Origin of the sequence: Streptomyces sp. ADI96-02 (assembly GCF_003846185.1) — a bacterium.
Lineage (GTDB): Bacteria > Actinomycetota > Actinomycetes > Streptomycetales > Streptomycetaceae > Streptomyces.
In genome coordinates, this window is sequence record NZ_ML123034.1 from 2,594,067 (window position 1) to 2,614,052 (window position 19,986).

Annotated in this window: 16 protein-coding genes and 1 pseudogene; 7 read left to right on the plus strand and 10 right to left on the minus strand. The window is 73.0% G+C overall.

The annotated features are described in order from the left end of the window. From EES43_RS11205 to EES43_RS11240, 8 genes are all read right to left on the minus strand, one after another. A partial coding sequence (locus tag EES43_RS11205; protein ID WP_164493155.1) for a helix-turn-helix transcriptional regulator occupies positions 1 to 686 on the minus strand: 686 nt, incomplete at its 3' end. Between the two features lie 211 nt (positions 687 to 897). Continuing rightward, complete coding sequence (locus tag EES43_RS11210; RefSeq protein ID WP_124268600.1) at positions 898 to 2,790, minus strand: outer membrane protein assembly factor BamB family protein; 1,893 nt, start codon at positions 2,788 to 2,790, stop codon at positions 898 to 900. Positions 2,791 to 2,875: 85 nt separating this feature from the next. Further along, complete coding sequence (locus tag EES43_RS11215; protein ID WP_124268601.1) at positions 2,876 to 4,603, minus strand: outer membrane protein assembly factor BamB family protein; 1,728 nt, start codon at positions 4,601 to 4,603, stop codon at positions 2,876 to 2,878. A 351-nt stretch (positions 4,604 to 4,954) separates the two neighbouring features. After that, positions 4,955 to 6,778: an ABC-F family ATP-binding cassette domain-containing protein gene (locus EES43_RS11220; protein WP_124268602.1), complete on the minus strand. Its 1,824-nt coding sequence runs from the start codon at positions 6,776 to 6,778 to the stop codon at positions 4,955 to 4,957. 104 nt (positions 6,779 to 6,882) lie between these two features. Beyond that, a complete protein-coding gene (locus tag EES43_RS11225) occupies positions 6,883 to 7,776 on the minus strand; it encodes a 4-(cytidine 5'-diphospho)-2-C-methyl-D-erythritol kinase (protein ID WP_124268603.1) in 894 nt (297 codons plus the stop codon). After that, complete coding sequence (gene rsmA, locus EES43_RS11230) at positions 7,773 to 8,675, minus strand: 16S rRNA (adenine(1518)-N(6)/adenine(1519)-N(6))-dimethyltransferase RsmA (RefSeq protein WP_124268604.1); 903 nt, start codon at positions 8,673 to 8,675, stop codon at positions 7,773 to 7,775. The genes EES43_RS11225 and rsmA overlap by 4 nt, the downstream gene beginning before the upstream one ends. A 120-nt stretch (positions 8,676 to 8,795) precedes the next feature. Continuing rightward, positions 8,796 to 9,662 carry a TatD family hydrolase gene (locus EES43_RS11235; RefSeq protein ID WP_124268605.1) on the minus strand — a complete coding sequence of 289 codons (867 nt, stop codon included), beginning with the start codon at positions 9,660 to 9,662 and terminating at the stop codon, positions 8,796 to 8,798. A 233-nt stretch (positions 9,663 to 9,895) separates the two neighbouring features. Further along, positions 9,896 to 10,267, minus strand: a complete 372-nt coding sequence (locus EES43_RS11240) for a hypothetical protein (protein WP_124268606.1) — start codon at positions 10,265 to 10,267, stop codon at positions 9,896 to 9,898. Between the two features lie 438 nt (positions 10,268 to 10,705). Between EES43_RS11240 and EES43_RS30600 the strand changes: the two genes are divergently transcribed. The 5 genes from EES43_RS30600 (at position 10,706) to EES43_RS11260 (ending at position 14,849) form a co-directional block, all read left to right on the plus strand. Next, entirely contained in the window at positions 10,706 to 10,882 is a 177-nt protein-coding gene (locus EES43_RS30600; protein WP_164493156.1) for a hypothetical protein, read from the plus strand. A gap of 10 nt (positions 10,883 to 10,892) precedes the next feature. Next, on the plus strand, positions 10,893 to 11,669 hold the full coding sequence (locus tag EES43_RS11245) for a hypothetical protein (RefSeq protein ID WP_124268607.1): 777 nt from the start codon (positions 10,893 to 10,895) through the stop codon (positions 11,667 to 11,669). Continuing rightward, positions 11,666 to 12,769: a DUF6895 family protein gene (locus tag EES43_RS11250; protein WP_241192373.1), complete on the plus strand. Its 1,104-nt coding sequence runs from the start codon at positions 11,666 to 11,668 to the stop codon at positions 12,767 to 12,769. Before EES43_RS11245 ends, EES43_RS11250 begins: the two co-directional genes overlap by 4 nt. Next, positions 12,766 to 13,689: a DUF6895 family protein gene (locus tag EES43_RS11255; protein ID WP_124268608.1), complete on the plus strand. Its 924-nt coding sequence runs from the start codon at positions 12,766 to 12,768 to the stop codon at positions 13,687 to 13,689. Before EES43_RS11250 ends, EES43_RS11255 begins: the two co-directional genes overlap by 4 nt. 134 nt (positions 13,690 to 13,823) lie before the next feature. Then, complete coding sequence (locus EES43_RS11260; protein ID WP_164493334.1) at positions 13,824 to 14,849, plus strand: serine hydrolase domain-containing protein; 1,026 nt, start codon at positions 13,824 to 13,826, stop codon at positions 14,847 to 14,849. A 203-nt stretch (positions 14,850 to 15,052) separates the two neighbouring features. On the opposite strand, the gene rsmI is transcribed toward EES43_RS11260, so the two are convergent. Further along, complete coding sequence (gene rsmI, locus EES43_RS11265) at positions 15,053 to 15,937, minus strand: 16S rRNA (cytidine(1402)-2'-O)-methyltransferase (RefSeq protein ID WP_206430033.1); 885 nt, start codon at positions 15,935 to 15,937, stop codon at positions 15,053 to 15,055. Between the two features lie 53 nt (positions 15,938 to 15,990). On the opposite strand from rsmI, the gene EES43_RS11270 reads away from it, so the two are divergent. Both EES43_RS11270 and EES43_RS31255 read left to right on the plus strand, forming a co-directional pair. Continuing rightward, positions 15,991 to 17,757 (plus strand): dolichyl-phosphate-mannose--protein mannosyltransferase, encoded by a 1,767-nt coding sequence (locus tag EES43_RS11270; protein ID WP_124268610.1) that lies wholly within the window; start codon positions 15,991 to 15,993, stop codon positions 17,755 to 17,757. A gap of 48 nt (positions 17,758 to 17,805) precedes the next feature. Then, positions 17,806 to 17,934, plus strand: a pseudogene (locus EES43_RS31255) (IS3 family transposase); the annotation flags it as partial. Between the two features lie 158 nt (positions 17,935 to 18,092). Here EES43_RS31255 and EES43_RS11275 read toward each other — a convergent pair. After that, positions 18,093 to 19,856 (minus strand): hypothetical protein, encoded by a 1,764-nt coding sequence (locus tag EES43_RS11275; protein ID WP_124268611.1) that lies wholly within the window; start codon positions 19,854 to 19,856, stop codon positions 18,093 to 18,095. Between the last annotated feature and the right edge of the window lie 130 nt (positions 19,857 to 19,986).

A 19,986-nucleotide genomic window follows, 5' to 3' on the forward strand; every position in this document is an offset into this window, starting at 1 on the left:
TCCGGCCCCCGCGTCGTGATGCCGGTCGCCGCCCGGTCCAGCAGGCCCGTGCGGGCGGCGAGCGCGGCGGCCTCCAGCCGGGAACCGACCCCGAGCTTCATCAGGACCCGCTGGACGTGGGTGCGCGCGGTGCTCGGCGCGATCCGCATCCCGGCCGCGATCAGCCGGGTGTCCTCGCCCTCCGCGACCCGGACCAGCACCTCGACCTCGCGCGGGGTGAGCATCCGCAGCAGCCGCCGCCCCTCGTCGTCGGGCTGGACCGACGGGTTGAGGAGTTCGGCGAACGCGCCCCGCAGCAGTTGCGGCGCGACGGCGCTCTCCCCCGACCGCGCCTTGAGCATCGCCCGCTCCACCCCGTCGATGCGCTCGTCGTGCCGGACGTACCCGGCGGCCCCGGCGGCGAACGCGGCGGCGATCCCGCGCGGACTGGGCACCGGCCCGAGCACGACGACCGCCACCTGCGGGCGGTCCCGGGCGATGCGCGCGATCGGGTCGAAGGCTCCCGGCGCGGCGGGCGAGGCCGTACCGAACAGGCAGACGTCCGGCGCTCTGGCGACCACCAGCTCCGCCGCACCGGACGTCGGGGCCGCCGCCGCGAGCACCCGGTGGCCGCGCAGTTTCAGTGCCGAGGCCAGTGCCTCGGCGAGCAGGCGGTGATCGTCGACCACCATGAGCCGCACGCCCATCGAACAAGCCCCCCAGTGCCCTGTACGCCCCGGATACCGGCCCCCCGGCCTCCTGCCCCGGCAAGCTACACGCTTGTTCGACGCCGCGCGGGGCTTCCGCCGGAGAAGCCCCCGGATTGCGGAATCCGGTGGAGCCGGACGGCCGGGAGGGGCGGTGGCTGCCGGGCCCGGCAGTCGGGCGCGGCGGCCGGGGCGCGGCGGCCGGTCGTGCTCAGTCGGTGCGGTAGGCGAGCGCCAGGTACAGCTTCTCGTCGGCCTGGCTGTCGCGGCGCTCGCTGATCATCTCCTTGGACAGGAAGAACCGGCCGTCGGAGTAGAGGAGTTCGGAGTGGTCGGTGGAGAACCGGGTCTCCGCCTCCCGTACGGACCGGTCGCCCGGGTTCTCCATCAGCAGCGTCTGCTCGAAGCTCCGGCCGTCGACGGAGACGACCTGACCGCCCTTGTCGTACGGCGGTTCCTTGTACGCGATGACGTTCGTGCCGTCCATGCGCAGCGGGAGCAGGTTGTAGCGGTCGCCCGCGTCCGCCCGGCCGCCGAGGAGCTTGCCGGTGGTCAGGTCGAAGGCGACGATCTCGTTGGTGTCGCCGTACTCGCCGGTGCCGTCGTGGCTCTCGGTCGGCAGGTAGAGCCGGTTGCCGCCGACGACGGCGTACCGGCACCGCTCGACGTCGGTGGAGCCGCAGCGCGCCGCGTACTTCTCGGCGTCGGCGGAGATGCGCACGATCAGCTTGCCGGTCGCCGCGTCGATGGAGAAGAAGTCGGAGACGGCGCTGCCGTCGCCGGCGGTGTCGCCGACGTCGGCGGCGGCCACCAGCGGCTTGGTGGAGACGATGGACGCGTACGCGACGCCGGGCGGCATCCGGTAGGACGACAGCGGTGCGCCGGTGGCCGGGTCGAGCGCCTGGATGCTGAGCTTCGGGTCGTCGTAGGAGCCGCACTTGCGAACCACGGCGAGCGCTTCGCCGCCCGCGTAGCCCAGGTCGTAGCAGCCGTCCGTGCCGACCTTCGGCTTCCAGAGTTCGGCGCCGTCCTCCAGTCTGAAGGCGGCCCCGCCCCGGGTGCCGCCCGCGGCGACGGTGCCGCCGCTGAGCGTGACCTCCTCGAAGCGGATGGGCTCGTCGCCGCCGGTGGCGGCGGTGACGGACTTGCTCCAGAGCAGCTTTCCGGTGTTCAGGTCGACCACGCCGACCTGGTTGCAGGAGGGGTACTTCTTCTGCTTGGTCGGCTTGGACTCCTCGAAGAGGATGGCCGTGCGGTAGTCCGCGCTCATGTGCCGGGACGCGGCGCAGACCTCGCCGGCCAGCGGTACGGACCAGAGCTTCGTGCCCTTGTCCAGGTCGTGGGCGACGATCTCGTCGACGCCCGTCTTCACGTACGCCTTGTCGGTGAGCCACGATCCGGCCACGGAGGTGACGTCGTCGACCTCGGGCTGCGGGAGTTGGAAGGCGACCTTGGACCTGGCGTTGACCGGGGCCTCCTCTTCGCCTCCGTCGAGGCCGCCGCCCTCGCCGCCCTTGTTCCCGGAGCCGGTGGTTCCGGCGGAGGACGCCTCCGCGCCGCGCGTGCCGTCGTCGCCGGACGAGGCGTAGATGACTCCGGCTCCGATGATGAGCACCACGGCGACGGCCGCGGCGATGATGATCCGCGCCTGGGCGCCGAGCTTCCGGCCGCCTCCCCCGTCCGGCTGCGGGCCCCCGTACCGCGGGTGCGCCGGCTGGGTCGGATAGCCGTATCCCTGGTGCGTCGCGCTGGGTTGGCCGGGCGGGCCCTGCGGGTAGCCGTAGCCGGGCTGCGGGGCCTGCGGGTAGCCGTAGCCGTAACCGTTGGGCTGCGGTGCGGGCGGGGTGGGGTAGGCGCCCGGGTGCGGCGGTACGCCGTAGCCTCCGGCGGGCGGGACCGGCGGGCCGGACGGCGGCTGCTTGCCGAAGGGGTCGGCGGGCGGCGGTACGGGCGCGCCGAACCCGCCGGGCGGCGGATCCTGCGGCGCGCCGAACCCGCCGGCGGGCGGGGTGCTCGCGGGGCCGGAGGGCTCACCGGACGGCGGCTCGTTGGGCGGCTGCTGCGGTGGTTGGGGCTGCTGCGGTGGCTGGGGCGGCTGGCTCATGCGGTGCGTTCCTCGGAGGACGAGTGCGGGTGGGGGTGCGTCGGCCCGCGGCGGGCCGGTCGCCTGCGGAGGCCGTGGTGGGCCGTCACTTGCCGAACACCATCAGCGTCTTCTGCTCCAGCTCCTCCTTGTCGTCGAACGCGCCGACGCGACCGCTGAGGATGAAGGAGCGTCCGCCCGCGTAGGAGACGGTGGAGCCGAAGAAGCTGTTCTCGATCCGGCTGGTGGAGTCGGGGTGCTGGAGCACGACGCTCGACGCTCCGCCGGTCGGCGGGAGCGTGGCCATCGCGCCGCCCTTCTCGTAGGTGGGCCGGATGTAGAGCAGCACGTTGCCGGCTTCCATGCCCAGCGGCTCCACCTGCCGCCCGGCCGGGGCGTCGGCCTTCCACTTCGTCCGGCCGGTGTCGAGGTCGAAGGCGACGACCTTGTTGGTGCGGGCGGTCCCCTTGCCGTCCGGCCGGGTCGCCAGGTAGAAGGTCTCGGCGTCGGCGGCGACGCCGGCGCAGCCTTCGAGCTGCTTGCCGAAGATCCCGCCGCGGGGGCAGCTCGGGGCGAACGCGTCGCCCTTGTCGCTGATCAGGCTGGAGCGGAGGGCGCCGTTCTCCTTCAGGGAGAGCAGGGACCACTTCTTGGTCTTCTCGTCGGTGAGCGAGATGACGAGCGGGGTGACGGAGTAGACGCGGTCGATCTCCCAGCCGCGCTCGGGCCGGTACGTCCACTTGGCCTTGCCGGTGACCGGGTCGAGCTCCTGGACCTGGTGCTGCGGGTTCTCGACGTCGTCGGTGCGGCAGTTGACCGCGGCGATCAGCTTGGCCCCGCCCGCGAAGGCGAAGGGCTTGCAGATGCCCGCGGGGTTGCCGAACAGCGCCTTGCCGTCGCTGACCCGGTAGGCGCCGGAGTTGCCGGTGCGGCCGACGGTGACGGTGTCCTGGCTGATCGCCAGCCCGATGTCCGACAGCAGGTCCCAGGTGCCGTTCTTCTGGACCGTCTTCTTCCAGCCCGCCTTGCCGGTGTTGAGGTCGATCATCTGGAGGACGGAGCAGTCGGCCCGGTCGGTGGTGCCGCTCTCGATCCCGATGACGATCTTCCCGTCCGGGGTGGCGGAGTGGGGCACGGCGCACACGTCGGCAGGGAGCGGAAGGGTCCACTTCTGCCTGCCATCGGCGACCGCGTAGCCGGAGATCTCGCGGTAGACGGCGGTGACGACGGTGTCGCCGACGAACCAGGGGCCGCGGATCTCGGCTCCGCCGCGCGGCAGGTCGACGTCGTTGGTCTGGAGCCAGGCGACCTCGGCCTCGCCCGGCTTGCGCCCGGCGTTGAGGTCGTCGACGGCCGGCCGTCCGTCGCCGTTTCCGTCGCCCTGGTCCACCGTGGGCGAGCTGCCGGGGGCCTTGGCGTCGTCGTTCGGGCCCGCGACGGGCTGCTTGCCGCCGCCGTCGCCCACCGCGAACCAGACGCCGGCGCCGACGGCCAGGACGACGGCGAGCGCCGCCGCGACCACGATGCCGGTCCTCCCCTTGAGGGGGCCGCCGCCGGAGCTCCCGCCGGGCCCGCCGGGGGCCGGAGCGCCGGGATGCTGGTGCGGGTAGCCGTAACCGGGCTGCGTCGGCGCGCCGTAGGGGCCGGGCTGCCCGCCGTAGGGGCCGGGGGCCTGTCCGTACGGGCCCGGAGCTTGCTGATCGTACGGACCGGGAGCCTGCTGACCGTACGGGCCGGGCTGTCCGGTGTACGGGCCCGGGGGCTGCTGACCGTACGGGCCCGGGGCCTGCGCGTAGCCCCCCTGTGCTGGTTGCTGGTCGGGCGGCTGGCTCATCTCAGCACGTCCCCCTTCGTGCGGACCGGTGCCCGATCCGGTCTCCCCCGCGATTCCGGGAGGCTGGATCTCCCCCTGGAAAGGAGCGGATCGGGCATGGTTCCCGCGATGTCACGACAGTCGGGCGGGGCTTCTTTGTACCACCCGCACCACGTCGAACAGGGGTCCGAACGGGCCCTGTTCTCAAGGGAGAACCGCCTTGTGATGCCCTCGTTATGCCGTGCTCGCAGCTGATCGGCCGTCATCCGGGAGGGCCGATCAGCGCTCCCGTACGGAGCCGTCGACGCCCCCGTGCGGAGCCGTCGGCACTCCTGTACGGACCGGACTCGTCAGGTGTCCGGGCCCGACGGGTCAGGCGTCCTCGGCCAGTTCCAGCCAGCGCATCTCCAGCTCGTCGCGCTCCGCGACGAGTTCGCGCAGCTCGGCGTCGAGCCCGGCCACCTTCTCGAAGTCGGTGGCGTGCTCGGCGATCTGCTTGTGCAGCGAGGTCTCGCGGGTGGAGAGCTTGTCGAGCTGGCGCTCGACCTTCTGGAGCTCCTTCTTCGCGGCGCGGGCCGCCTGCGCCGACACGGCCGGGGCCGCCGGGGCGGCGGACCGGTCGCGGGCGGGCGCGGGGGCGGCGGAGGGCGTGGTCTCCTCCTCGATCCGCCGCCTGCGCTCCAGGTACTCGTCGATCCCGCGCGGCAGCATCCGCAGGGCGCGGTCGCCGAGGAGGGCCATCACCCGGTCGGTGGTGCGCTCGATGAAGAACCGGTCGTGGGAGATCACGATCATCGATCCGGGCCAGCCGTCGAGGAGGTCCTCCAGCTGGGTGAGGGTCTCGATGTCGAGGTCGTTGGTGGGCTCGTCGAGGAAGAGGACGTTGGGCTCGTCCATCAGCAGGCGCAGGATCTGGAGCCGGCGGCGCTCGCCGCCGGAGAGGTCGCCGACCGGCGTCCACTGCTTCTCCTTGGTGAAGCCGAACTGTTCGCAGAGCTGACCCGCGGTCATCTCGCGGCCCTTGCCGAGGTCGACCCGGTCGCGGACCTGCTGGACGGCCTCCAGGACCCGGAGGTTCGGGTTCAGCTCGGAGACCTCCTGGGAGAGGTAGGCGAGCCTGACGGTCTTGCCGACGACGACCTTCCCCGCCGCGGGCTGCTCCTCGCCCTGGGTGCGGGCGGCCTCGGCGAGCGCGCGGAGCAGGGAGGTCTTGCCCGCGCCGTTGACGCCGACCAGACCGATCCGGTCGCCGGGGCCGAGCTGCCAGGTGAGGTGGGTGAGCAGCGTCTTGGGACCGGCCTGGACGGTGACGTCCTCCAGGTCGAACACGGTCTTGCCGAGGCGGGCGTTGGCGAACTTCATCAGCTCGCTGGTGTCGCGCGGCGGCGGCACGTCGGCGATCAGCTCGTTGGCCGCCTCGATGCGGTAGCGCGGCTTGGAGGTGCGGGCGGGTGCGCCGCGGCGCAGCCAGGCCAGCTCCTTGCGCATCAGGTTCTGCCGCTTGGACTCCTCGGTGGCGGCGATCCGTTCGCGCTCGGCGCGGGCGAACACGTAGTCGCTGTAGCCGCCCTCGTACTCGTGGACGGCACCGCGCTGGACGTCCCACATGCGGGTGCAGACCTGGTCGAGGAACCACCGGTCGTGGGTGACGCAGACGAGGGCGGAGCGGCGGGCCCGCAGGTGGCCGGCGAGCCAGGAGATGCCTTCGACGTCGAGGTGGTTGGTGGGCTCGTCGAGGACGATCAGGTCCGGTTCCGCGATGAGGAGCTTGGCGAGCGCGATGCGCCGCCGTTCGCCGCCGGAGAGCGGGGCGATGACGGTGTCGAGGCCGTGCTCGAAGCCGGGCAGGGCGAGTCCGCCGAAGAGCCCGGTGAGCACGTCGCGGATCTTGGCGCTGCCGGCCCACTCGTGGTCGGCGAGATCGCCGATGACCTCCTGGCGGACGGTCGCCTTCGGGTCGAGGGAGTCGTGCTGGGTGAGGACGCCCAGGCGCAGCCCTCCGTTGTGCGTGACGCGGCCGGAGTCCGCGTCCTCCAGCTTGGCGAGCATCCGGATGAGGGTGGTCTTGCCGTCGCCGTTGCGGCCCACGACACCGATCCGGTCGCCCTCGGACACCCCGAGGGATACACCGTCGAGCAGGGCACGGGTGCCGTACACCTTGCTGACCTGCTCGACATTGACCAGATTGACGGCCATTTCACTCCTGTCCGGTGGATCGATCGACCTTCCCAGGGTACGGCGCGGCGGCACGGGGCTCGGCGGTGCGGCCTCGGCAGCGGGAGCAGCGGTGGCGGGGGCGTTCAGATCACGTGGGCGCCGGGGGCCGGGGACGCGGCGATCCGGGTGTTGCGGCAGGTCCCGGAGGCGGTCAGGGCGTCGGCGACCTTCCGCGCGGACCCCTCGTCCGCGACGAGGAACGCGGTCGTGGGCCCCGAGCCGGAGACCAGGGCGGCCAGGGCCCCCGCGTCCGTACCGGCGGCGAGGGTGTCGGCGAGGGAGGGGCGCAGCGCGAGTGCGGCGGGCTGGAGGTCGTTGCCCACGGCGGCGGCGAGCGCCTCGGGGTCGCCGGAGCGCAGGGCGTCCAGGAGCGCGGGCGAGGCGGCCGGGGCGGGGACGGGCGTGCCGGCGGTGAGCCGGTCGAACGCGCCGTAGACCGCCGGGGTGGAGAGTCCGCCGTCGGCGACGGCGAAGACCCAGTGGAAGGCGCCGCCGACCTCGATCGGCGTCAGCCGCTCGCCGCGCCCGACGCCGAGGGCGGCTCCGCCGACCAGGCTGAAGGGGACGTCGCTGCCCAGTTCGGCGCAGATCTCCAGCAGTTCCTCCCGGCTCGCCCCGGTGCCCCACAGCGCGTCGCAGGCCAGCAGGGCGGCGGCCCCGTCGGCGCTGCCGCCCGCCATGCCGCCGGCGACGGGGATGTCCTTGGCGATGTGCAGGTGGACGGCGGGCTCGATGCCGTGGCGCCGGGCCAGCGCGAGCGCGGCGCGGGCGGCGAGGTTGCTCGCGTCGAGCGGCACCTGCTCGGCGTCCGGCCCGGCGCACGTGATCGTGAGGGTGTCGGCCGGGGCGGCGGTGACCTCGTCGTACAGGCCGACGGCGAGGAAGACGTTCGCCAGGTCGTGGAAGCCGTCGGGCCGGGCGGCGCCGACGGCGAGCTGGACGTTGACCTTGGCGGGGACGCGGACGGTGACGCTCACTCACTGCTCCCGGAAGTCGGTGCGGCGGGCTGCTGCCCGGACGGCTTGTGCTCGGCGATGGCGGCGAACTCCTCGACGGTCAGCGCCTCGCCGCGCGCCTGGGGCGAGATCCCGGCGGCGACGAGGGCGGCCTCGGCGGCGGGCGCGGACCCGGCCCAGCCGGCGAGTGCCGCGCGCAGCGTCTTGCGGCGCTGCGCGAAGGCGGCGTCCACGACGGCGAAGACCTCGGCGCGGCTCGCGGTGGTGGAGACGGGTTCGGTGCGGCGGACGAGGGAGACGAGCCCGGAGTCGACGTTCGGGGCGGGCCAGAAGACCGTGCGGCCGATCGCCCCGGCGCGCTTGACGTCCGCGTACCAGTTGGCCTTCACCGACGGGACGCCGTAGACCTTGTTGCCGGGGCGGGCGGCGAGCCGGTCGGCGACCTCGGACTGCACCATGACGAGGGTGCGCTCGATGCTCGGGAACCGCTCCAGCATCGTGAGCAGCACGGGCACGGCCACGTTGTACGGCAGGTTCGCGACCAGGGCGGTGGGCGCGGGGCCGGGCAGTTCGGTGACGAGCATCGCGTCGGAGTGGACCAGGGCGAAGCGCTCGGCGCGCTCCGGCATCCGGGCGTTCACGGTGGCGGGCAGGGCGCCCGCGAGCACGTCGTCGATCTCGACGGCGACGACCCGGTCCGCCGCCTCCAGCAGGGCCAGGGTCAGCGAGCCGAGCCCGGGGCCGACCTCGACGACGACGTCGTCCGGGCGGACCTCCGCGGTGCGTACGATCCGGCGGACCGTGTTGGCGTCGATGACGAAGTTCTGACCGCGCTGCTTGGTGGGGCGTACGCCCAGCTTGGCGGCCAGGTCGCGGATGTCTGCGGGGCCCAGGAGGGCGTCGGGCTCTGTGCTGCTCACCCGGTAAGCCTACGGCGGCCCCAGGGCCGCCCGGCCGCCCCCCGCCGGACGGCGGGCGTCCGGGCCCGGGGCGCTCGGCTCGGGGCGGGGGCCTGCCCGGCTCCCCGTCGGGCGGGGTGCTCAGTAGTCGAAGGCGCGGGCCGTGTTGTCCTGGATCGCGGCGGCCAGCACGTCCTCGTCCAGGCCCTTGACCTCGGCCATGGCGCGCAGGGTGACGGGGATGAGGTAGGGCGCGTTGGGCCGCCCGCGGTAGGGGGCCGGGGTGAGGAAGGGCGCGTCGGTCTCGACCAGGACCAGTTCCGTGGGGGCGACGGCGAGCGCGTCGCGCAGCGGTTGGGCGTTCTTGAAGGTCACGTTGCCGGCGAAGGACATGTAGTAGCCCGCCGCTGCGCAGATGCGGGCCATGTCGGCGTCGCCGGAGTAGCAGTGGAACACGGTCCGCTCGGGCGCGCCCGCCTCCGCGAGGACGCGCAGCACGTCCGCGTGGGCCTCGCGGTCGTGGATGACCAGGGCCTTGCCGTGCCGCTTGGCGATCTCGATATGGGCCCGGAAGGACTCCTCCTGGGCGGCGACGCCTTCCGGGCCGGTGCGGTAGAAGTCCAGGCCGGTCTCGCCGACGCCACGCACGTGGTCCAGGGCGGCCAGCGCGTCGATCTCGGCAAGCGCCTCGTCGAGGGCCGCCTTCCCGCCGGCCGGGCGCGCGCCCTGCCGTGCGGTGCCCTCGGGGTCCCCGTGGACGATGCGCGGCGCCTCGTTGGGGTGCAGGGCGACCGAGGCGTGGACGGCGGCGTGGGCCGCGGCGGTCTCGGCGGCCCAGCGGGACCCCGCCACGTCGCAGCCGACCTGGATCACCGTCGTCACGTTCACGGCTGCGGCCCTGGCCAGGGCCTCCTCGACGGTGGCGTCCTGCATGTCGAGATGGGTGTGCGCGTCGGCGACCGGGACCCTGAGGGGTTCGGGCAGCGGCGGGGCTTCGGTGCGGCTCATGCCGTCGATCGTACGAGGGGCGCGGGCGGCGCCTCACCGGCGGTGGATTCCGTCGGCGGGCCTCGCCCGCGCCCTGTCGGCCCACGTGCGCCGGGGCCGGTGGCTCGCTCACGTGCGGTGGAGGCGGTGGCTCACGCGCGGTCCAGGATGTGGCTCACCCTGCGGTGGAGGCCGTGGCCGACTTGTCCCCCCCTGCCGTGGCGACGGTGCTCACGTGCGGTGGAAGCGGCGGCTCACTTGCGGTGGAAGGGGTGGAGCAGGTCGGACAGGTGCCAGTGCCGGTCCGGGTCGGCCACGGCCGGGGCGACGGCGTCGCCCTCCGGGCGCTTCGCCGCCTTGGTCGAGGGGCTGCGGTGGAGCTGCTGCTGGACGCCGGCCACACGGCCGGACCGCATGATGCGCACCACGTGCCCGCCGCAGTTGGCGCACGTGGGGGTCGACAGCGGGGACGGCACGCGCTGGCCGTCGGCGGTGTAGACGACGAACTCATGACCTTCGAGGTCTATGTGGTGCTGTATCTCGTAGGACTGCTCCCAGCCGTACCCACACCCCATGCAGGCGAAGGCGTACGCCTCGTGGACAGTGGCCGCTGCAATCTCACTCATGCCTGCTCCTCTTCGTCCGCCGGACACGTGCTCCGGGGAAGACCGCCCCTCCGAGGGATCGGGGAGGAGATCCGTCCTCCACCAGTGGACACCTGTGGACATACGAACGCACCAGCTCAGAGGCAATGTTGGTGCGTTCTTGGACTCCTTTTGCCGCCCTTTGCCGCCGCATGGCGCGCGAGAGGACAGACCGTGACCGGTGAAGCACCGTGCTCCCCTTCACGCGCCCCTTCGGGCCGTGAGTGCGCCCGCGCACGCTCCCTTCGTCGCACCTCGAAATTCCCCGCGACAGCAGCGATCCACGGCGGTCGCCACAACGAATTCATCATTCAATTGAACAAGTAATTTCCACTGCCGATGGATTTCGATTTGCGGAGGTCGCATCCTTCCTTTTGACTCGTGATGTCAACCCGATTTCCACAGAACGGGAAAACACTCATGTACATCACGGACACCACTGCCACCGACATCGAGATGGATCTCGACGCGGCTCTCAACCCGGGCGAGCTCGAAGGCTTCTACCGGGACACCCGCGAGTGCGCCGCACTGGTGCTCATCGGCGGCGCCGGCGGCCTGCTCCTCTCGCCCCCGACCCCCCGCCCCAAGAAGGGCTAGTCGCCGGCACATGGACCAGAATCATGCGTCGTCCCCTCTGGCGGGCGCCGTGCATGACCTGGCGACAGAGGTGGTTCTCGCTCTTCGGAGCGGGGACCACCTCGCCACGGTATGCGGCGCCGCGGGAATCGACGAGGACAACAGAACCGGAATTGCGGCCGTGCGGGTCATCGGAGCGGATCTGCTTCTGCCGAGCATTCTCCACGGACGCCATCCGCACCCGGGAGACGTCGCCGTACTCGACCGGGCGGTGCGGGAATTCCCGCCCAAGCCCGACGCCCCGGCGGCCACCGCCTGGAGCCACTGGCACATGATCTCCACCCTCCAGCGCATGGCGGCCCCCGGGACCACCGGGCCGCACAGCGACCTCGGCCCCACCGGATCACCCAGCGGCCTCGGCGCCACCGGACCGCAGAGCGAGGTCCGGGCCGGCCGACCGCACCAGGAACCCGACGCCGCCTGGCTGGAGGACGCCCCCTGGCAGGCGCTCACGCACCAGCTCTCGATCCTCGCCCCCCTCGCCGTCCCGGCCGTCCCCTCGGCCGTGCAGCGGGCCGCGGCCGGCCGGACGGTCGACCTGTCACGCGGCTTCGTCCGCGCGGTCCGCAGGCGCGACTGGCTCCAGGCGGCCGGAGCCGGGCGCTGGCTCACGGCGATCGGCTCCGAGCCGGCGACGCTGGGGCTGGCCCGCGGCCTCGACTTCGTCGAGCTGATGGGCGGCCACGATCCCCGGGTGGCCCTGCACGTGCGGGCCGCGCGCCTGATGGCCGAGGCGGCACGGCGGTGACGGCGACCGCGACCGAGGGCTCCGGACGGGAGCGGGCCCCGGCCGCCACCGCTCTCCACGTCCTGCCCGAAGTCCTGCGCACCGCGCTGGACTGGACGAACGCGCACCGCGCGGAGTTCGCGCTGCCCGCCGACGCCCTGGACGCGCACACCGACGTCAACGCCACGTTCAAGCCGCTGGGCGAGCTGGCGCAGCTGTGCGTGACCATCCGCCGCGATACCGAACCGGGCACCCCGGAGCACACGGCGGCCGACGGCCTCGTCGCGTTCGCCTGGGAGCAGGTCGAGCGCGGCGCACTGCTGCTGGAGCTGCTGCGCGCCGAACCGTTCGCCTCCTACCCCTACGAGATCTACGCCGCCTTCGCCGCCGAGGGCCTGCGCCACGAGGGCTTCGAGCGGCTGGCGCACACGCTCGGCGCGACCCGCTCCTGGGCCCATATCGAGCAGCACCCCAACCGCCAGCTCGGCCTGGTCAACTCCGAGCGGCGGGTCGGCACGGTGGCCCACGCCGACTCCGGGACCGTCCTGTCCCGGACCTGGCTGGGCGGGCTCGCGGAACCGTGGATGTTCGAGGGCCCCTCGGGCTACGCCCTGACCCACACCGTCTTCCACCTCACCGACTGGGGCGGCGCGCCCGACCGGCTCCCGGAGAGCCTGGCCGCCTATCTGCGGACCTGGCTGCCGGCCTGGACGGACGGCTGCCTGGAGAGCGGCCACTGGGACCTCGCCGGCGAACTGCTCGCGGTCGCGGCCGTCCTGCCGGGCCCGCCCGCACCGGCCCTGCTGGACACGGCCTGGCCGGTGCTCGCCGACGTTCAGGACGCGGGCGGCTCGATCCCCGAGACCGGTCCGCCGGCGCGGAGGAACGGGACGTCGTCCGCACCGGGAGGCGGGACGACCTCGCCGGTCGCCGGGGCAACCTCACCGGTCGCCGGGGCAACCTCACCGGTCGCCGGGGCGTCTGATCCGTACCCCTTCTACGACTGCTACCACTCGACGCTCGTGACGGCCTTCGCCGCGGCCCTGTCCCTGCGGGCCCTGCGGTCGCCGCCGTCACTACGGTCCGCAGGCGCCCAGGGCCGGGAAAGGCAGACCGCATGAGCGGCATCCAGCAGATCCACGACGTCGGCGCGAAGGCCCTGGGCTGGCTGCACGAGCACCGGGACGGCTTCCGGCTGGAGGACGACCCCGATCCGGAGACCGGCTACCTCGACCGCTTCAAGCCGCTGGGCGAACTGGCCCTGATCTGCAAGGTCATCTTCCGCGAGGGCGTGGCGGGCTCCCAGCAGTCCGCGCTGTCGCACCAGCTCCTCGACCACGCCTGGCACCGGCTGCTCGACTCCGGTGAGCGGCTGCTGACCGGCCAGCGCCACGAACCGCTCTCGCCCATCCCGCTGGAGGTCTACGTACCCTTCCGCGAGCTGGGTTTCCGCCACCCCGAGCTGGAGGTGGCGCTCCGGCTCAACCACCGGCTGAGCAGTTCGGCGGCGCTGGAGGTGCTGCCGGTGCGGCGGCTGGGCCTCAGCGCGATCGAGCGGCGCTTCGGTGTGGAGCCGAACACGCCGGAGACCGCGGCGCTCGCCCACACCTGGCTGGCCCGGCGGCCGGAGCCCTGGACCGTCGAGGGCCACATCGCCTACGACGTCACGCACACCGTCTTCCATCTGACCGACTGGGGCGAGAAGCCCGCGGGCCTGCCCGTCGACGTGGCGGACTACCTGGCGCTGTGGCTGCCGGCGTGGCTGGACGACTGGCTGGACCTGGGCCGCTGGGACCTGCTGGGCGAGCTGCTGGTGGTCGACGCCTGCCTGCCCGAACCGACGCTGGACGCGGCGGCCTGGCAGGGGTTCGCGCAGGCCCAGCAGCCGGACGGGGCGATGCCGGTGGCGGGCGACATGCCGGAGGGCGACGAGGAGGAGGTCTTCGACCTCGTCTACCACCCGACGCTCGTGGCGGCCTTCGCGTCGGCGCTCGCGCTGTCCCGCGCCCTGTCCGACCTCACCTCCCCGGCCCCGGCGTGAACGGGCCCACCGAGGCGGGGCTGTCCGGGGCGGGGCCCTCCGGGCCGGGGCCTACGGGCGCGTCGCGGGCCGCCCACCGCACCGGCCCCACGCTCGACGCGCCCGACGCGCCCGGCGACCCGGCCACCGCCCGTCTGCTCGCCGACGCGGCGCGTACCGTCGACGCGCCGGACGTGGTGATCGCGGTCAGCCGGTACGGGGAGCGCACGGTCCACCGGGGCGGCGTCGCGCCCGCCGGGCCGGTCCCGCGCGAGCTGCTGCGCTACGAGCTGGGCTCGGCGTCGAAACCGTTCGCCGGGCTGCTGCTGGCGCGGCTGGTCGCCCAGGACCGGGTGCGGTACGAGGACCGGGCGGCGGACCTGCTGGCCCCGGGCCACCCGGTGCACCCCGCCGTGCGCGCGATCACCCTGCGCCATCTGATGACCCACACCTCGGGGCTCCCGGCCCTGCCCGCCGACTTCTACCCGCAGGCCGTGCCGCGCTGGTCCACGGACCCGTACCGCGGTTACCCGGCCGACCGGGTCGTCCGGGCCTTCCTGCGGGCCCGCCCGCGCCACCGGCCGGGCACCCGCTGGCACTACTCGAACTTCGGCGTCTCCGTCCTCGGCCATACCCTGGCGGCGGCCACCGGCACGCCGTGGGAGATCCTGCTGCACCAGCAGGTGCTGGGCCCGCTGGGCCTGGCCGCGACCCTGCTGCGACCGGGCCCGGCGGACACGGACGCCACGGGCCACCGGCGCGACGGCAGCCCGGTGCCCGCGCTCGACCCCGGCGGCTTCACGGCGGCCGGGGCGGTGCGCTCGACCCCGTTGGACCTGCTGACCTTCCTGGAGGCGCACCTTGCCCGGCCCCCGGGCCCCGCTCCGGCGGACCCGGCGGCTCCGGCGGACCAGACCCTGGCCGCCGCGCTGGCGGAGGTGGTCCGGCCGGTGCTGCGGCGCGGGTGGCGGCACGGGCACACGCACACGCTGACCTGGTTCCGGCACCCGTCCCCGTACGGCCCGGTCCTCTTCCACGCGGGTGCGACCCTGGGCCAGCAGGTGTTCCTGGGGTTCCGCCCGGAGTCGGGCCTGGCGATCGCGGCGACGGCGACACGCCGGGTGCGGCGGGGCGTTCCGTTCGTGGCGACGGCGTACGGACTGCTGACGGAAACGCTCTGACGCGGGGCGGCCGGGCGGCCGGGCGGGGACGCGGGACTCCAGGACTTCGGCGCACCGGCCACCGGCCACCGGCCACCGGCCACCGGCTACCGGGCTACCGCCGAACGGGGCGCACGGGGCCCAACGGCCTACGACTCAAAGCCCCACGCCCACGGCATCGCCCCGCGCCCACGCCATCGGCCCACGCCCCCACGCCCCACCCCCTACGGCTTCTTCGGCGCGGCCCGCTCGGCGTTCTTCGCCGCGACCACCGCGTCGAACACGTCCCGCTTCGGCAGCCCGGCCGCGGCGGCGACGGCCGCGATGGCCTCCTTGCGCCGCTCCCCGGCCTCCTCGCGCACCCGCACCCGTCGCACCAGCTCCTCGGCGTCCAGCTCCTCCGCGCCGGAGTCGGCCGCGCCCTCGACGACGACGGTGATCTCCCCGCGTACGCCGTCGGCCGCCCACACGGCCAGCTCGCCCAGCGGACCGCGCTTCACCTCCTCGTACGTCTTGGTCAGCTCCCGGCAGACGGCGGCCCGGCGGTCGGCGCCGAAGACCTCGGCCATCGCGGCGAGGGTGTCGTCCAGCCGGTGCGGGGCCTCGAAGAAGACCATGGTGCGGCGCTCGTCCGCGACCTCGCGCAGCTTGCCGAGCCGTTCGCCCGCCTTGCGGGGCAGGAACCCCTCGAAGCAGAACCGGTCCACCGGCAGCGCGGAGAGCGCGAGGGCGGTGAGCACCGCGCTGGGTCCGGGCACGGCGGTGACGCGGATGTCCTTCTCCACGGCGGCGGCGACCAGCCGGTAGCCGGGGTCGGACACCGAGGGCATGCCGGCGTCCGTGACGAGCAGGACGCGCGCGCCGCCGGTCAGGGCCTCGACGAGTTCCGGCGTGCGGGCCGACTCGTTGCCCTCGAAGTAGGAGACGACACGCCCCGAGGTGTGGATGCCGAGCGCCTGGGTGAGCCGGCGCAGCCGCCGGGTGTCCTCGGCGGCGACGACGTCGGCCCGCTCCAGTTCGGCGGCGAGGCGGGGCGGGGCGTCCGCCACGTCGCCGATGGGGGTCCCTGCGAGCACGAGCGTTCCAGTCGTTCCAGTCACATCAGCCATCCTCCCAGCACGTGCGGCGCCCTTCGCACAGATGCGTTCCCTACGATGGCGCGGTGACGAGTACCGCACCCGAAGCGCAGCGCGGCCAGGACGCCGGGAACCCGTACGGCGAACAGCCGGCCCCCTGGCAGCGGCGGCTGCGCCGATTCGGCCATGTTCCCCGGCCGGAGCTGCCGCTCCGCGACCGGCTGGACCCGCCGTACACCCGGCCGGGGCGGCCGTTCTGGTCGGTGCTCGGGGTCGGGCCGGGGCTCGCCGACCGGCTGGTGCGGTGGTCCGCCTGGGGCGGTCCGCTGCTGGTGGCGCTGGTCGCGGGCGTGCTGCGCTTCTGGAAGCTGGACCAGCCGCACGCCCTGATATTCGATGAGACGTATTACGCGAAGGACGCGTGGGCGCTGGTCAACCAGGGGTACGAGGGCGCCTGGCCCAAGGACGTCGACAAGCTGATCCTCAAGAACCCGGACGCGGTGCCGATCCCCACCGATCCGGGCTATGTGGTGCACCCGCCGATGGGCAAGTGGATCATCGGGCTGGGCGAGCAGATGTTCGGCTTCACACCGTTCGGCTGGCGGTTCATGGTCGCGGTGCTCGGCACGGTGTCGGTGCTGCTGCTGTGCCGGATCGGTCGGCGGCTGTTCCGCTCGACGTTCCTGGGGTGCCTGGCCGGCGTGCTGCTCACGGTGGACGGGCTGCACTTCGTGATGAGCCGGACCGCGCTGCTCGACCTGATCCTCATGTTCTTCGTGCTGGCCGCCTTCGGCTGCCTGCTGGCGGACCGGGACCAGGCCCGCCGGAAGCTGGCCGCCGCGCTGCCGGTGGACGCGGAGGGCGTGCTGCGCCCGGACGCCGGGATCGCGGAGAGCCTGCGGCTGGGGTGGCGGCCGTGGCGGATCGCGGCGGGCGTGATGCTGGGCCTGGCCTTCGCCACGAAGTGGAACGGCCTCTACGTGCTGGCCGCGTTCGGCGTGATGGCGGTGCTGTGGGACGTCGGGGCGCGGCGGACGGCGGGGGCGGTACGCCCGTACGCGGCGGTGGCCCGGCGGGACCTGGTGCCGGCGTTCGTCTCCACGGTGCCGGTCGCCGTCGTCACGTACGTCGCGTCGTGGACCGGCTGGATCGTCACGGACAAGGGGTACTACCGCGACTGGGCGGCGACCGAGGGCCGGGGCGGCGCGTGGAGCTTGCTGCCCGACTGGCTGCGGAGCCTGTGGCACTACGAGACCCAGGTGTACGACTTCCACGTCGGCCTGACCTCGGGCCACACCTACGAGTCGAACCCGTGGAGCTGGATCGTCCTGGGCCGGCCGGTCTCCTACTTCTACGAGGAGCAGACGGGCTGCAAGGAATCGTCGACCGGCAAGTGCGCCAGCGAGGTCCTCGCGATCGGCACCCCGCTGCTGTGGTGGGCGGCGTGCGTGGCACTGGCGTACGTCCTGTGGCGCTGGTTCTTCCGCCGCGACTGGCGGGCGGGGGCCATCGCCTGCGGCGTGGCGGCGGGCTGGCTGCCCTGGTTCCTCTACCAGGAGCGGACGATCTTCCTCTTCTACGCGGTGGTGTTCGTCCCCTTCCTCTGCCTGGCCGTCACGATGCTGATCGGCGCGCTACTGGGCCCGGCGGCCGGCACGGGGACCCGCGCCGAACTGGGCCTGACGCCACCCGACCCGACGGGCGAACGCCGCCGCACACTGGGCGCGATCGCGGCGGGCGTGCTGGTGCTGCTGATCATCTGGAACTTCGTCTACTTCTGGCCGCTGTTCACGGGGACGTCGATCCCGGAGGACCTGTGGCGGGACCGGATGTGGCTGGACACGTGGGTGTAGAGGGGAGACGGCGTGCGCGTAGCCGCCGCCCGCACTCGGGGCGGCAGCCTCGACGGGGCGGTCTTCCCCAGTGACGACGGAGCGCGGTACGCGTCGAAGGAGTTCGCGACGGTGCCCGGCCGATTCGGCGTGATCCGTTTGCGCGGAGCGGTCGGCGCCAGCGCGGACAACGCGGCCCTCCTTCACGTCGCGGAGGCTGAGCGGGAAGCGGCGGCAGAGCCGGAGGGCGTGCGCGATCACCTCCGGCGGGAACCGGAATCCCCGGTACTACGGGACGCCGGCAGCAGCCGTCGCCGCTGACAGCCTCCCCAAGACGATCAACCCCGCGGATCATCTCACCGACCACGATCACCAACCTCTCCACGCCTGGTGCGGGTTGTGTCCAGCAGGATCCGGCTGATGCCGTCGGTCATGCGGCTGTAGGGGCTGAGGCCGCTCAGCTCGACAGCGCTGGTAGCCACGCCGCTGAAGGCTCGCCTGATGGCCCAGCCCTCGGTCGGAGGGAGCCCGTAGGTGGCGAAAAGAGCCTGGGTGGTGTCCATGGCCAGCTGCTCGTCAGCCCGTTCCGCCGGGTGCGGCGTACCGTCGTCGCCATCCACTACGCAGTGCAGCCAGATTCGTTCGATGAGTTCCCTCAACGCAAGGGAGTGTTGGCGTAATAGCGCGTGGTCCGCCACCGCCGCCGTGAGAACACCGTCGAAGACGTCACCCCACCGCTTCGCGAGGGTGGGCAGAGAGTGGTTGGGAGCGTTGTCGCAGTCGACCAAGAGCGACGTGATGACGGTTTCGCACCGGTCGCGGTCACACGCGGCCGTGTCGGCGGGAAGGCTGCGCCGTGCCGCGCGCCGGGCGAGGTGGTTCGCCCACCTCCCGGGCATGCGGTGTGCTGCTTCGACCGGCTTCCAGAGGGGTTCCCAGGCGTCGGAGTGCAGGAGGTTTCCTGGCCGCAGCGTGGTGGAGGCCACGGCTTCCAGCCTTGCGCCTGGTGGCCGCTGCGCATAGGCCCGCTGGATTGCGCCGCCCGCGGCCGACAGGCATTGCAGTTGCTTCCGCATCTGGTAGCGAGTGGTCAGCAGGTAGAAGAGGCAGTCGCCCATGGCGATTTCGGCTGCCTCCTCGTGTCCGCTCGCACCGCAATCGCATCGGAGAACGTCATCGGTAACTCGTGCGAGGGCGTCCGCGTAGCCGTACACGGCATGTCCTCCCCTGGACGCCAGCGCGAGGAGTACCTCGTTGAAGGACTCTCCGTTGGCGCAGTCCGGCACGATGTCGACGATCTCGTTGTAGCGGATGGCACAGTCGATGGCGCGCTTGATCGCCCCACAGCGGTCGGCCGCGGTGAAGGTGCCCAGTTCGTCGGTGACGTGCCGGTATCCAGGTGTGCTCATGGGCAGGCGGTGGTAGGGGACCATGGCGGCGTCCCACCAGCGTGCCCGCATGTACTCCTTGGGTGTCACCGGTCCGCCCGCGGCGTCGACGAATCCGTTCGGGTCCGTGATGCGACTGGTCGCTGTGGTCGTGATGTCCCGGGCCCTGAGGACGGCGTCCACGACCACCGTGTCCCGCAGGGCTTGGGTGACGGATGTCCCTCCGAGGCAAGCAAGTCCCTCACTGGCCGCTGTCGCGTAGGCGGCGTGGCCGCCGCCTCCGGCGTCGTCCCGAGCGGCGACGTAGTCGACGGCCATCATGAGGCAGGACGTCGAACCGCACAGGTCGAGCATCCGGCCGTCTACGCGGATAAAGGCGGCGGCAAACCACAGCAGGATGAAGTCGCGCATGGCCATCGGCACGGCGTGGAGGGGACTTTTGGCATGGCGTAGACAGTATTCGCCAAGGATCCTGTCCACTTCGCCGCCTTTCCTGGGGACTGCTTCTATCAGGGGCGCCAGGCTGTCCTTCCGCGCTGTCCACAGCCCGGCCTGGATCTGTGCGGATGTGACCTGAGCCGTTGCCAGAAGGGGGCTCTGCATCACGCTCTGGATGACCTCGGGGGCGAAGGCCGCGCTCAAGATGTGACGGGCTGCACGCTCCCCTGCCTCGTAGCGTGGAATCTCCGCTGACCGGTAGGGCTCGTAGACCGGCTCTTGGACCATGTACATGGGGAGTTCATCGGCGCACCGCATCCGGGGCGCCCCATCTGGCTCACGGTGCAGGGCCGCTTCCATCCGAGTGAGGCGCTCGGCACATCCACGACCGGCTGTGAGTCCGCAGGCGGCGGCGTCCCACCCA